The organism is Burkholderia sp. MSMB1826 (genome assembly GCF_001526325.1).
Classification (GTDB): domain Bacteria; phylum Pseudomonadota; class Gammaproteobacteria; order Burkholderiales; family Burkholderiaceae; genus Burkholderia.
On record NZ_LOYN01000042.1, the window covers coordinates 24,667 to 37,779 of the forward strand.

The 13,113-nt window shown below is 66.5% G+C and carries 8 protein-coding genes and 1 pseudogene; 7 read left to right on the forward strand and 2 right to left on the reverse strand.

Annotated elements, in window-relative coordinates:
- The first annotated feature begins 163 nt into the window (after positions 1–163).
- From WS95_RS23685 to WS95_RS23715, 7 genes are all read left to right on the forward strand, one after another.
- Positions 164–2,149, forward strand: a complete 1,986-nt coding sequence (locus WS95_RS23685; protein ID WP_059826490.1) for a gamma-glutamyltransferase family protein — start codon at positions 164–166, stop codon at positions 2,147–2,149.
- Positions 2,150–2,591: 442 nt separating this feature from the next.
- Positions 2,592–3,134 (forward strand): hypothetical protein, encoded by a 543-nt coding sequence (locus WS95_RS23690; RefSeq protein WP_059826491.1) that lies wholly within the window; start codon positions 2,592–2,594, stop codon positions 3,132–3,134.
- Between the two features lie 1,126 nt (positions 3,135–4,260).
- Entirely contained in the window at positions 4,261–5,388 is a 1,128-nt protein-coding gene (locus WS95_RS23695) for a DJ-1/PfpI family protein (RefSeq protein ID WP_059826492.1), read from the forward strand.
- A gap of 644 nt (positions 5,389–6,032) precedes the next feature.
- Complete coding sequence (locus WS95_RS23700; protein ID WP_059826494.1) at positions 6,033–7,283, forward strand: metallophosphoesterase family protein; 1,251 nt, start codon at positions 6,033–6,035, stop codon at positions 7,281–7,283.
- 3 nt (positions 7,284–7,286) lie between these two features.
- The gene (locus WS95_RS23705; RefSeq protein ID WP_059826495.1) at positions 7,287–10,757 is read left to right on the forward strand and encodes an ATP-binding protein; all 3,471 of its coding nucleotides are present in this window, start codon (positions 7,287–7,289) and stop codon (positions 10,755–10,757) included.
- Between the two features lie 135 nt (positions 10,758–10,892).
- The gene (locus WS95_RS23710) at positions 10,893–11,417 is read left to right on the forward strand and encodes an HD domain-containing protein (RefSeq protein WP_059826498.1); all 525 of its coding nucleotides are present in this window, start codon (positions 10,893–10,895) and stop codon (positions 11,415–11,417) included.
- A 9-nt stretch (positions 11,418–11,426) separates the two neighbouring features.
- A complete protein-coding gene (locus WS95_RS23715) occupies positions 11,427–12,104 on the forward strand; it encodes a DUF429 domain-containing protein (protein ID WP_059826499.1) in 678 nt (225 codons plus the stop codon).
- Positions 12,105–12,251: 147 nt separating this feature from the next.
- On the opposite strand, the gene WS95_RS23720 is transcribed toward WS95_RS23715, so the two are convergent.
- Both WS95_RS23720 and WS95_RS35495 read right to left on the reverse strand, forming a co-directional pair.
- On the reverse strand, positions 12,252–12,689 hold the full coding sequence (locus WS95_RS23720) for an ATPase (RefSeq protein ID WP_257139937.1): 438 nt from the start codon (positions 12,687–12,689) through the stop codon (positions 12,252–12,254).
- 133 nt (positions 12,690–12,822) lie between these two features.
- A pseudogene (locus tag WS95_RS35495) lies at positions 12,823–13,113 on the reverse strand (hypothetical protein); the annotation flags it as partial.

A 13,113-nucleotide genomic window follows, 5' to 3' on the forward strand; every position in this document is an offset into this window, starting at 1 on the left:
CGGTTCGGTGACGTCGCGCACACGACATGCGGTTGCGTGAAGTCATTTCCTTATTGCGGAAAAAATTTTGTTCATGGGACTATCGAACGCGTCGCCCGTGCACCGAGGGGGTTGCAGGCGACAGGACGTCCATCGCAACGACCGACAAGAACATCAGCAGACCATGAACAGAACAGCGATTTTTCCGTATGCGTCCGCGTTGCTCGCGGCTGCCTTGCTGACCGCGTGCGGCGGCGACGTCGAGAACGAGGCCGCCCGCACGACGACACCTTCCACCGATGCGAGCTGCCTCGCGGTCGACAATAACGGCGCGACGGTCGTGGTGGGCTCGAACCAGCCGGGCGACCCGTCGCTGCCGGAAGCATCGTCGGGCTATCGCACCGGAATGAAGCCCGTCTATGCGAAAACCTACCTGGTGGCCACGTCGAATGCGTACGCGAGCGCGGCCGGTTGCGCGGTGCTGAAGAAGGGCGGTACGGCCGCCGACGCGGCGGTCGCCGTGCAGACCGTGCTCGGTCTGACCGTCCCCGAGGCGACGGGCCTTGGGTCGGGCGGCGTGCTGCTCTACTACGATGCGCGCGGCAAGACGCTGCAGGCATACGACGGCCGCGAAACCGCGCCGGCCGCCGCGACGGAGAACTACCTGCGCTATGTCGATGACGCCACCGATCATTCGGCGCCGCTGCCGAACGCGCGCGCGAGCGGCCGTTCGATCGGCACGATCGGCGTGCCGCGGCTCATCGAGGCGCTGCAACAGGATCACGGTCGCTTGCCGTGGCAGAGCCTGTTCGGCGACGCGATCACGCTGGCGACCAACGGGTTCCCGATCGGCGGCCGGCTGGCCGACGCGATCGCGGCGAACGCAGCGAACCTGAAGCGGGACCCCGAAGCCGCCGCGTATTTTCTGAACGCCGACGGTTCGCCGAAGACGCTCGGCACCGTACTGAAGAATCCCGCCTACGCGCGCACGCTGTCGTTGATGGCGCAGTCGGGCGCGAACGCGCTGTACACGGGGCAGATCGCGCAGGACATCGTCGCGAAGATCGCGGCGACGAAGGGCGCGGACGGCTCGACGCTCACGCCGGGCAAGACGACCGTCGCGGATCTCGCCGCCTATCAGGCGAAGCGCCGCGAACCGGTGTGCACGACTTATCGCAGTTACTGGGTCTGCGGGATGCCGCCGCCGTCGTCGGGCGGCATCGCGGTCGCATCGGCGCTCGGCATTCTCGAGAATTACGACCTGAAGTCGCTGAAGCCGACGGCGATCGATCTCGAAGGCGGCAAGCCGACCGTCGCGGGCGTCCATCTCATCACCGAGGCCGAACGGCTCGCCTATGCCGACCGCGACAAGTACGTGGCCGATACCGACTTCGTGCCGCTGCCGGGCGGCACGTGGGACACGTTGCTGAACAAGCCGTACCTGAAATCGCGCGCGGCGCTGATCGACCCGACCAAAAGCATGGGCACCGCGCAGCCCGGCAATCTCGGTGCGGTGCCGCTCGGCGTCGACACGACGCTGATCGAGCACGGCACGAACCAGTTCACGATCGTGGACGGCGACGGCAGCGTGCTGAGCGCGACGACGACGGTCGAGTCGAGCATGGGCTCGTTCCACATGACCAACGGCTTCCTGCTGAACAATCAGTTGACCGACTTTTCCGCGAACCCGCTCGACACGTCCGGCAATCCGGTGGCCAACCGACTGCAGCCGGGCAAGCGACCGCGCAGCTCGATGGCGCCGACGATCGTGTTCGGGCAGGCCGCCGACGGCTCGCGCGGCGACTTCGTGATGGCGACCGGATCGCCGGGCGGCGGCACGATTCCGCAATACGTGGTCAAGACGCTGGTCGGCGCGCTCGACTGGGGGCTCGACGCGCAACAGTCGGCGGGGCTCGTCGACTTCGGCGCGAGCAACAGCCCGACGACCACGATCGGCGGCGAGCATCCGAACGTCAACACGGCGAACAACGGCGCGAACGATCCGCTGATCGCGGGGTTGCTCGCGCTCGGGCACAAGGTGTCGACTTCCGCGCAGGCGAGCGGCGTCAACACGGTGATGCGCGTGACGGTCGGCCAGTCGCCGGTGTTGCAGGGCGGCACCGATCCGCGTCGCGAAGGCGTCGTGCTCGGCGATACGTTCCGGCCGTAATCGGGCAGCATGCGCACGGCCCGGGTCTGCTGCCGACGACCGGGGGCCGTGCATCGCGACGAGGCTGCATCGACGGCCGGGCAATCTCGATCATTCGGAATGCAGATATATGCGGCCGGCTCGTCAGCCGGCCGTTTCGTTGGTCGGCTGCCCCGATACATGGCGATCGCGCGAAGCGCCGGCGTGAAGCAGCCGGTCGCCCCGGTTCGCGGTTCAAGCCCGTCCGTCGTCAAATACGGCGTTCACTTCCCCGCAAGCCCCCGATTGTCAAACAGTGTGAGTCAATCGTCAGCATTTGCAACGGAAGTAACAGTCCCCGCAAATCAATCGTTTTGCGCGCCGGCGCCGCTACATTAGCCCCACCTGCCGCATGTCGCGGCGAGGCATGCGACAAGCCGCACGAAGGCGGCCCGCAGCAACAACGTCTTTGGGGAGAATGACCATGAACAAGATTCGTACGATTCTGCTGGGTGCCGCTCTGACGGCGATGGCGACGTCGGCTGCATTTGCACAGACGGCTCAGACCGGTGCCGAGGGTTCCGCAGGCGTCGGCGCCCAGGTCCAGACGCCGCTGCTCGGCGGCGGTGTGGGCGTGCAGGCTGGCGCCGGCGCGAATGCGGCAGGCTCGGGTTCGGGCGCGGGCAATGTCGTCGGCGGCGCACTGAACGGCGTCGGCAAGACGGTCGGCGGCGTGGGCTCGGCAGCCGGCACGGCAGTGGGCGGCGCGACGCAGGCGGTCGGTTCGGCGGCCGGCGCGACGAAGGATGCGGCGGCATCGGCCGTGCACGCGACGAAGTCGCACGTGAAGCACGTCGCCGGCTCGGCGAAGAGCCGTGCACAAGGCGCGATGTCGACCGCGGGCGACGTCGCGGGCGGCGCGAAGGCGAAGGCCGGCGAGGCGCTCGAAGGTGCGACGAACTCGGTGCAGGGTGGCGCATCGGTCGGCGTGAAGGGTTCGGCGTCGGCGCAAGGCGGCGCGCTGTAACGAGCAGCACGGATCCCGTCATGGCCCGGCCCGCTTCGATGCGGGCCGGGTTTTTTTATTGGGGAGTGCGATACGTCGAGAAAGGCAAGGTATCGATATTGATCAGGATTGCAAAAGTAACAAGACTGGCGGCCTGAGCTGGATGACGAAAGGGGATGACAGTCGAGCTGGGGCAAGCTGACCGGCTTGGCGGCTGCGAAGATGGAACGACGGAGATACCGAGGCAATATCTGCACTGGGTGCTGCTATCGAGCGGCTAGCGGCCTCGAATGTCACGTTCATGACCCGGTGACGATCGTCGCAAATGAACGTGCAATAACGAAATAAAGTATTTGCAATAAAAGTGAAAGTTGGTTTATAAATACGAGCGTTTCGTATTTTCTCTGTCACTCGCGCCATTGGCATTGAAGAGGGCGTCAAATGGCTGTAACACTGTTTGATGTGTGTCAGCTGCGCGCGCTTTCTCGTGGCCATGAATGCCGCCTGAGAAGCAGGCTATGTCGCGTTGGGGATCCCGTGAATTGCTGAAATCGTCAGCCCGCGCCTGATGAATCGCAGGCGGAACACGGCATTTTCGTTGTCGAAACGTTGATTATTTGATCGGTGGAAGTTGCGAGCTATCTTGTGGTTCGCGTTGACGATCACCTGATCTTTTTAATTGATTCGAACGGCGAAATGATCGACATGTTTTTTAATTAAAAGTGAATGTATTATCGATTCCATTTTATTGGTTTGCAGTCATAAATTCGGAAAAAGATTCCATGATTAATACGCTGCAGGGCACGAAGCATCCGCGGTGATTGAGCGTGTCGTCACGCCTTCCACGATATCCGCACGGGCACTGTCGCGTTTGCAGAGTCGGATCGCGTACCACTATCGGCAATGTGCGATGAGGTTGCGTTGCAATCGGACGCGTCGGCGCCGATCGAGGCACGTCAATGTTCAAGTCGACCAGCGCGAGGCGTTTGGCAGGCTCCTTCGGACGATCACGCTGAAGGTCCGCGACGCGCAGCGCGACGACGACATGACATTCAACGTCGTGTTGCCGTCCGGAGCCGGCGTCGTGACGACCGACACGGACGCCACGCCTGATTACCGGGTGAGTCCCGTTCACGGAGAGGCTTCAATGCGTAAAGTCATGCTGTACTGGATGATGTTGCTGCTCGCGTCGTTTGCGTCGGGTATCGCGAATATTGCCCATGCGGGACCAGCAAGCGAAGCGCTGGCGCCCGCAGCGGCACGCGCAGACCGGCTGCCCGCCTATCAGCCGCGATTCGGTCGCACGCGCCCGATCGTCGCCGTCGTCGGCGAAAACGACTATACCGAGCTGACCGATTACGTCGTCCCCTATGGCATCGTTGCCGAATCGGGCGCGGCGGATCTCGTCGCACTTGCGACGAAACCGGGCCCCATCCGGATGTTCCCGGCGCCGATGAACGTCATTCCGGACGAAACCACCGCTCGGTTCGATGAGCGCGTGCCCCAGGGGGCGGACTATGTGATCGTGCCGGCCGTGCATCGCGACAGCGATCCGGCGCTGCTTGCATGGGTGGCCGAGCAGGCGAAGAAGGGCGCCACGATCATCGGCGTGTGCGATGGCGTCTGGGTTCTTGCACGCGCGGGGCTGCTGGAAGGCCGTCGCGCGACGGGGCACTGGTACTCGATGAGCGATCTCCGCAAGAAGTTTGCCGATACGCGATGGGTCGACGGCAAGCGTTACGTTGCCGATGGCAAGGTCGTCACGACGACCGGCGTCACCGCGACGATTCCGGTATCGCTTGCGCTCGTCGAGGCGCTCGCCGGACACGAACGCGCACTGCAGGTCGCCGAGCGGCTCGGACGGCCTGCATGGTCGTCCGAGATCGCGAGCGACCGATTCAAACTCGGATTGTCGGCGATGGCGACGATCGCAACCAATTACGTGTCGTTCTGGTCGCACGAGGATTTCGGTATCCCGATCGAGCCGGGTGTCGACGAAATTGCGCTCGTGCTCGAGGCCGACGCCTATTCCACGACGTTCCGCTCCACCGCCTACACGGTTGCAGCGAATCGCGAGCCCGTGCGCACCCGGCGCGGATTGACTATCGTTCCGGACCGAGTGGCCGGCGTCGATGCGCCTGCGCGGATGTTGTCCGTACCGATCACGCGCTATCCGTTGCATGCGCTCGATGCATCGCTGAATGCGATCTCGTCCGAGTTCGGCAAGCGCACGGCCGCATGGGTCGCACTACAGATGCAGTATCCGGGTTACTGAGCTGCGCATCGCAGCGTCGCCCGGTTCGCCCCCGGGCCTGTCGGTTCTCCGCCCGTCTCCGTGGGAGCCGAGCATGTCCCTGTCGTTTCGTAACTGCTTCGGAGATTCGGAGCACGCATGGACGCTGTGCGATCCTCGCGCGCGCCGCTCCGCCGCGCTCCGCGCCAGGAAGGATTGACCGCGTCCGGCTATTTTCCGATGACGTCGCGGCTCGCGAGCATGATCGCCATGCGGCACCTCGCGACATCGTGGAAATGGTGATTTGCGAACTCCGGTCCGGATCTCCGGATCGGGCGGCGTCCCGTACCCATTGCCCGCACGTCGTGCTTAAATGGCGGCGCTCCCGATAGCCGGCTGTCGCGATGGCAACGCCGGCCGGCTCCGTTTCGCCGTCACGCACGCCTGCTGCGGCACAATGTCGGTTCGCATCGGTATCGCATGCTTTCCCGCCATCCGCACCGACGGAGAACGCATGTCGTCATCCGCTTTCAGGTACCATCCCGACCCGCTTGCAGTGGGCAGCATGATCCGGTCCGACGCGTGTCGCAAGTGCAGCGGCAAGCCCGGCGGCTACCGGGACGACGCACGACGGCATGGGCCGCGCGAGCGGCGTCGCCCGTTCGTCATGAAACAGAGGAACCTTCGTGAAGTTCATCCACGCGGCAGACATTCACCTTGACAGCCCGTTGCACGGCCTGAGCGCATATCCCGACGCGCCGGCCGCGCAGTTGCGCAACGCGTCGCGCGAGGCGCTGCGGCAACTCGTGGATCGTGCGATCGAAGAGGAAGTCGCGTTCCTCGTGATCGCAGGCGACCTGTACGACGGCGACTGGAAGGATCACAACACGGGCATCTTCTTCGGCCAGCAGATGGGCCGCCTGCGTAAGGCCGGCATCCGCGCGTTCGTGCTCGGCGGCAATCACGATGCCGAAAGCGAGATGACGAAGAAGCTGACGCTGCCCGACAACGTCACCGTGTTCGGCCACCGCAAGCCGGAAACCTTCAGGCTGCCGGAATTCGACGTCGCGCTGCACGGGCAGAGCTTCAAGGACAAGGCGGTCGTCGACAATCTCGCGATCGGCTATCCGGATCCGGTGCCCGGGTACTACAACATCGGCGTGCTGCACACGGCGCTCGAAGGGTATGCGGCGCATGCGAACTACGCGCCGTGCACGCTGGCCGAACTGCACGCGAAAGGCTACGACTACTGGGCGCTCGGTCACGTGCACGAATTCCAGCAATGGACGGGCGCGTCCACCGTCGTGTTTCCCGGCAACCTGCAGGGGCGCCATATCCGCGAGACGGGCCGGCGCGGCGCGGTGCTCGTGACGGTCGAGCAAGGCAAGACGCAGGTCGAGCGCCTGTATCTCGACGTGCTGCGCTGGGAAGCCGTGTCGGTCGATGCGTCCGATTGCGTGTCGGTTGCGGATCTGTCGAGAAAGATCGGTCAGTCGCTGGAGGCGCTGTTGACCGTCGACGGCCACGTGCCGCGCGCGGTGCGCGTCACCGTCACCGGGCGCACGCCCGCGCACGGTCTCTTTTTCGGCCGCGCGCCGCAGTTGCGTGCAGAGGTGCTGAACCAGATCGGCATCATCGGCAACGAGCGGCTGTGGCTCGAGAAGGTCCGGCTCGCGACGTCCGCCGCCGATCGGCAGCCGGGCGAAAGCGAACCGCTCGAGGCGCTGGAGGACCTGAAGCAGATCCTGGCCGACGCCGCGCACGATCCGGATTTCCTCGCGCTGCTCGAACGCGACCTGAAGCCGTTCGTCGGCAAGGTCCGCAGCGACGTGAAGGAGGACGTGCCGTTGCTGACGATGGCGCGTGCGGGCGAGCTGACGGCGCTGGTCGAGCAGGTCGGGCCCGCGTTGCTGGCGCGGCTGGCGAGGGGGGAGTAAGCGATGCGCATTGGCCAGCTCGATCTGATCAAGTACGGCAAGTTCACCGACGAGACGCTCCGTTTCCCGTCGGCCCGCGAGGATTTTCATGTGATCGTCGGGCCGAACGAGGCCGGCAAGTCGACGATCCGCACGGCCGTGTCCGAGTTGCTGTTCGGCATGAAGCTGCAGACGCCGCTCGATTTCCTGCACAGCACGCCCGAGTTGCGGATCGGCGGCGTGCTGGAGAGCGGCACGGGCGAGCTCGCGTTCCACCGTGCGCGCGGGCGCAGTTCGTTGCGTACGCCCGCCGACGACAAGTTGCCCGACGACTATCTGACGTCGATCCTGGACGGCGCGACGCGCGAATTCTTCGAGCAGATGTTCGGGCTCGATCACGGGCGGCTGGTCGATGGCGGTCGCAGCATTCTCGACGCATCGGACAAGCTCGGTCAGGTGCTGTTCGAATCGGCGGCCGGTGTCGGCAGCCTCGGGCCGGTGCGCGAGGAGCTCGATGCGCGTGCGCTCGAATTGTGGGCGCCGCGTCGCAGCGGCAGCGCATTTGCGCTGGCCGAAACGGCGTTCAACGAAGCCGTGGCCGAACTGAAGGCGGTCCAGGTGCGCACGCGCGACTGGGTCGATCGCAAGGACGCGCGCGAAGCGGTCGAGCAGCAGATCGAGCAGGCGCGCGCGGAGCAACGCCGGCTCGAAGCGTTGCGCTCGAAGCTCGAACGCGTGCGACGGCTCGCGCCGTACCTGAAGGAGCTGACGGTCAAGGATGCCGCGCTGGCCGAACTGGGCGCGGTCGTCGAGTTGCCGCCGACCGCGTATGCGGATCTGCTGAAGGCGCAGGGCGATCTCGCGGCCGAGCAGAAGGTGCTCGAGGAGCGGCGCGCCGACCTGCTCGCGAAGCGGCAGGCGCGCGAGGCGATCGTCGCGGATGCCGACACGCTGGCGCTCGAAGCCGATATCGAGGCGCTCGATCGGCTGCGCGGTGCATGCATGAATCACGCGCAGGATCTGCTGTTGCTCGGCGCGGACGTCGAGCGGCATCTGTCCGCCGCGTCGTCGGCGGCCGCGCAGCTCGGCTGGCCGACGGACGAAGCGTCGCTGCGCGCCGCGTTGCCGACGGCGCTGTCGCTGAAAACCGTCGCGAACCTGCTGCGCGAACATGGCGCACTGCATCAGGCGCTGGCCGGTGCGCGCGAATCGCTCGACGAACGCACGCGCGAACTGACGCAGGTCCGGGAACAACAGGCGCGCCTGTCGACCGTCGACGTGCCGGAAGCATTGCGCGCGGCGCTGGCCGATGCGCAAGGTTTTCGCAACAGCGGCCCGCGCGAGCAGGCGCTGGCGCACGAAATCGCGGCCGCCGAACGCACGCTGTCCGGCGCGCTCGACACGCTCGGCCAGTGGCGCATGCCGGTCGATGCGCTGCGTGCGCTCGACGTGCCGTCGGCGGCGCGGCTCGGCGCGTTGCTCAAGGAAGACAGCGAGCGGGCCAGTGCGGCCGCCGCCGCGCGCGAGGCGCGCGACGGTGCGCTCGAAGAGCTCGAACGCCTCGAACTGCAAGAAAAGCATTTCGCGGAGAACCACAAGGTCGTCACGACCGCCGACGTGCTGGCGGCGCGTGCGCGTCGCGATGGCGCGTGGGGCGATATCCGCAACGGCGCCGTCGATCTCGCCACGGGCGCACCGGCGCTCGACGACGCGATTCGCCTCGCCGACGAACTCGTCGATGCGCAACTCGGCGCGACCCAGGCCGCCGCGACGCTGCAATCCTTGCGTCAACAGGTCGAATCCGCGCGTGCGGGCGTGACGCGCCGGCAGGCTGCGCTGGACGAACGCGAGCGCGAGCTCGCCGCACATCGCGACGCCTGGGCCGCGCTCGCGACGGCGGCCGCGGTGCCCGGCATGCCGCTGGCGGCGATGGGCGACTGGCTCGCGAAGCGCGACACGGTGTTCGCCGCCCAGACCGATCTCGATCGTCAGCGTCGCGAACTCGATGCAATGCGCGCTGCCCGCGCCGGCGCCGAGGCCGCGCTGCGTGCGGCGCTGCTGACGGTATCGCGGGGCGGCGAATCGGACGGGCTGGCCGCGCTTCTCGCCGTTGCAGAGACGTTCGTGCAGTCGGCCGAGAAGGCGGCTGCACAGAAGGACAGCCTCGACGATCGCGCGCGGGAAGCCGAACGCGGATGCGCGATCGCACAGTCGCGGGCCGGCCATGCGCAAACGGCTTACGATGCGTGGCAAGTGCAATGGCGCGACGCGCTGGCCGACGCGAAACTGTCCGCGAGCGCGACGACGCTGGCCGCGGCGGAAAGTGCGCTCGGGCTCGCGAATACGGTGACGGCCGAACTGGCCGATGCCGACGCGCCGCGCAACCGGATCGCCGCGATCCGCGCGGAGCTGGCCGCGCTCGAGGCCGGCGCGCGGCGGCTCGCCGAAGCGCTCGCGCCGGAGTGGCTGGCGAGCGGCGACTGGCCGGACGTGGCGCGCCGGCTGACGATGCGCCTCGCGGCCGCCCGGGAAATCGCGCGTGCGATCGAGCGGGCCGACGAGGCCGTGCGGCAGGCCGACGGCAAGGTTGCGGACGCGGCTGCCGCGGTGGCCGGCGCCGATGCGCGCATCCAGCCGCTGTTGCAACTGGCCGGCGTCGCGTCGATCGACGCGGCGCTGCCGCTGGCCGAGCGCTCGGATCGTCAGCGCCAGCTTCGACAGGCGGTCGATGCCGCGCACGAGGCGCTGGTGCGAGACGGAGACGGGCTTTCCCGGTCCGCCGTCGAGGCCGAGGTGGCGGAACAGGACATTGCCGACGTGCCGGCGCATCTCGAAGCGGTGAAGCAGTCGCTCGGCGATATCGGCAGGCGGCTGAACGAGCTGGCGCAGCAGCAGGTCGTGGCCGACCAGGCGTTCGGCGCGATCGACGGCCAGGCGAACGCGGCCCTTGCCGAGTCGAAACGGCAAGAGGCGCTGGCGGCGATGGGCGACGCGGCCGAACAGTATCTGGAGGCAGCCACGGCCAGCCGCTTGCTGAAGTGGGCGACGGATCGCTACCGCGACCAGAAGCAGGGGCCGATGCTGCGGCGCGCGGGCGAGATTTTCGCCGGACTCACGCTGGGCGAATTCGCGAAGCTGACCGTCGATACCGAACGGACGCCGCCCGCGCTGTATGCACGGCGCACCAGGGGAACGTCGGTCGAGGTCGCCGGGCTGAGCGAAGGGACGCGCGATCAGTTGTTCCTCGCGCTGCGGATCGCGGCGCTGGAGTTGCAACTCGGCAGCCGCACGGCGCTGCCGTTCGTCGCCGACGACCTGTTCATCAATTTCGACGACGCGCGCGCGAAGGCGGGGCTCGATGCGCTGCGCGATCTGTCGACGCGCACCCAGGTGCTGTTTCTGACGCACCACGACCACCTGCTGCCGCTCGTGAAGGACGTCTTCGGCGCGCGGGTCAACGTGGTCGAGTTGCAGCGCGCGCCGGCCGGCGCGTGATGCGGCGCGTGACGCGACGGGGTACGCCGGGGTGCCGGCGCACGGGAACGGTCATCGCGTACAGGTAGTATGAGCGGTTCCGAAACGCACGCGGCCGGTTCGGCGGTCGCGGGTCTGGCCACACGAGGGGGGAATATGAAGAAGCTGGTAGCCGCGATTGCGTTCGCGGCGGACAAGCATCGCAATCAACGGCGCAAGGACGAAGAGGCGTCGCCGTACATCAATCATCCGATCGCGCTCGCCGACGTGCTGGCCAACGAGGCCGGCGTCGAGGACGAACGCGTGATCGTCGCGGCCGTGTTGCACGACACGATCGAGGATACGGAGACGACCGAGCAGGAGTTGCTGCGGCTGTTCGGCAAGGACGTGGCGGACATCGTGATGGAAGTCACCGACGACAAGTCGCTGCCGAAAGACGAGCGCAAGCGTCTGCAAGTCGAGCACGCGGCCACCATCAGCCGGCGCGCGAAGCTCGTGAAGCTGGCCGACAAGATCTGCAACCTGCGCGACATCGCCCGGCATCCGCCTGCGGACTGGCCGCTCGAACGCAAGCAGGCGTATTTCGACTGGGCGAAGTCGGTCGTCGACCCGATGCGCGGCGTCCATCCCGGTCTCGAGGCGATCTTCGACACCGCGTACGCCGCACGGCCGGCTGACTGAGGCACGCACATGCGATCGGCCCGATCCGCCGCGCGAGAACCGGTTGCCGTGGCGGGTGTCGATGTCGGCGGCGACAGGAAACTGTGCGATCTCGTGATCCTGCGTGGCTCGACGATCGTCTGCCGGGAAGCGCGGATCGCGCCCGAGTCGCTGCCTTCACTATGTCTCGCCCATGACGTCGTGGCCATTGGCGTCGACGCCCCGAGCCTGTGGTGGGCGGGGAGCGGTCGCCGCGCGGCCGAACAGGCGCTCGCGCGTGAACGGATCTCGTGTTTCCCGACGCCGTCGCGGGAGCAGGCCATCGCGAGCACGTCGGGCTTCTTCGACTGGATGTTCATGGGAGAGCGCGTCTACCGGGCGCTCGCGGACGCTTATCCGTTGCTGACCGACGCGCGTTACGCGGGCGGGCGCGTGAGCTTCGAAACCTATCCGTATGCGATTACCTGCGCGATGCTGGGCAAGGCCGTGGCGTCGGCGAAGCAGAAGCGCAATCAGCGTCGGCAATTGCTGGAGCGGCTGGGCATCGACGTATCGATGCTGCGCTCCGTCGATGCGCGAGACGCGACCCTGTGCGCGTTGACGGCGCAGTACGTGATCGACGGGAACGCGCATGCGTATGGCGATGCGGCGGGCGGATACATCCGCGTGCCGATGATGAGCGAGACGATTGCGCTGGATTCGCCGTAGGGCGACGTCCGGCTCTGCGCGCGGTGGCGGTTGCAGGGCCGCTTCGGGGTGGGGAGGATGCGGCCGGCGCGGGGACGCAGATTGTCAGCTAGCGGTTGTTGGCGGGCACGACGGGGCCGGTGCACCGCGCGATTCCGGTGAGCCTGTTCAATCCTCGAGGATGGATTTCGGCACGCTGGACAGGTCGCAGGCCTGTGCATGCTCGAAGTAGCTGTCCGCATCGTCGATCATCACGACCGCGACGTCGATCAGCTCGTCCAGGCGTTGCAGCAGCGATTCCCGCCACTCGATGTCTTCATCGCGCTCGGGCGCCTTGTCTAGCTCCTCGATGATCGAGTCGGCCGTCTGCAGGAATGGAATCGCCTGCTGATAATTTTCGATCGAGACCAGCGCCGCATTGCGCGCGCCGACGAGCCGCTCGCGATGCGCGTCCGCCAGTTCGGATTCGCCGCTGATGCGCGGCAGCATGTCCGAGATGCGTTGCAGAAGCGGCGGGACCTGTTCTTCCAGTCGCATCGCGCGTTCGCGCAGGGCGGCATATTCGTCGCGAAGGTCGGCGTCGCCGGGTTGAGTCGTGCTGTCCATCATCGATATGAGTGCGTGGTTCGGTCGCGGCATGATACTCGACCGCGCCAGTTTCCTTGCGCGGTCCCCGTCCGCCTGTATACAGGGGGAAGACGTGTTCGTCATATCTTTGGAGGGTGGCACGCGTTGCGATTTACGGCTCGTCGAACCCAAAGCCTCCGTGCGCGGTAGCGCACGGAGGCTTTTTCAATCTTTCTTCACAAAGGGCTTGCGCGGACGGGGGCGGATGCATAGAATCACGCCTCTTTCGCGCCAACGGAAACGCGGCGCGGAAGGAAGGGAAGCGGTGCTGTTGAGGTTCGGAAGTAGCGAGCCCGACGGCGCAGAAAGATGGCCCCGCAGTCGCAACGATGTAGTGCAGAAAGTTGTTGACGAGCTGCGAAACACGGTTCATAATCTCGCTTCTCTGCTGCTGAAAACGCAG

Excerpts from the sequence above, each read along its gene's own strand:
- WS95_RS23685 (WP_059826490.1), top strand. The coding sequence starts at position 164 with ATGAACAGAACAGCGATTTTTCCGTATGCGTCCGCGTTGCTCGCGGCT.
- WS95_RS23690 (WP_059826491.1), top strand. The coding sequence starts at position 2,592 with ATGAACAAGATTCGTACGATTCTGCTGGGTGCCGCTCTGACGGCGATG.
- WS95_RS23695 (WP_059826492.1), top strand. The coding sequence starts at position 4,261 with ATGCGTAAAGTCATGCTGTACTGGATGATGTTGCTGCTCGCGTCGTTT.
- WS95_RS23705 (WP_059826495.1), top strand. The coding sequence starts at position 7,287 with ATGCGCATTGGCCAGCTCGATCTGATCAAGTACGGCAAGTTCACCGAC.
- WS95_RS23710 (WP_059826498.1), top strand. The coding sequence starts at position 10,893 with ATGAAGAAGCTGGTAGCCGCGATTGCGTTCGCGGCGGACAAGCATCGC.
- WS95_RS23715 (WP_059826499.1), top strand. The coding sequence starts at position 11,427 with ATGCGATCGGCCCGATCCGCCGCGCGAGAACCGGTTGCCGTGGCGGGT.
- WS95_RS23720 (WP_257139937.1), bottom strand. The coding sequence starts at position 12,689 with ATGGACAGCACGACTCAACCCGGCGACGCCGACCTTCGCGACGAATAT.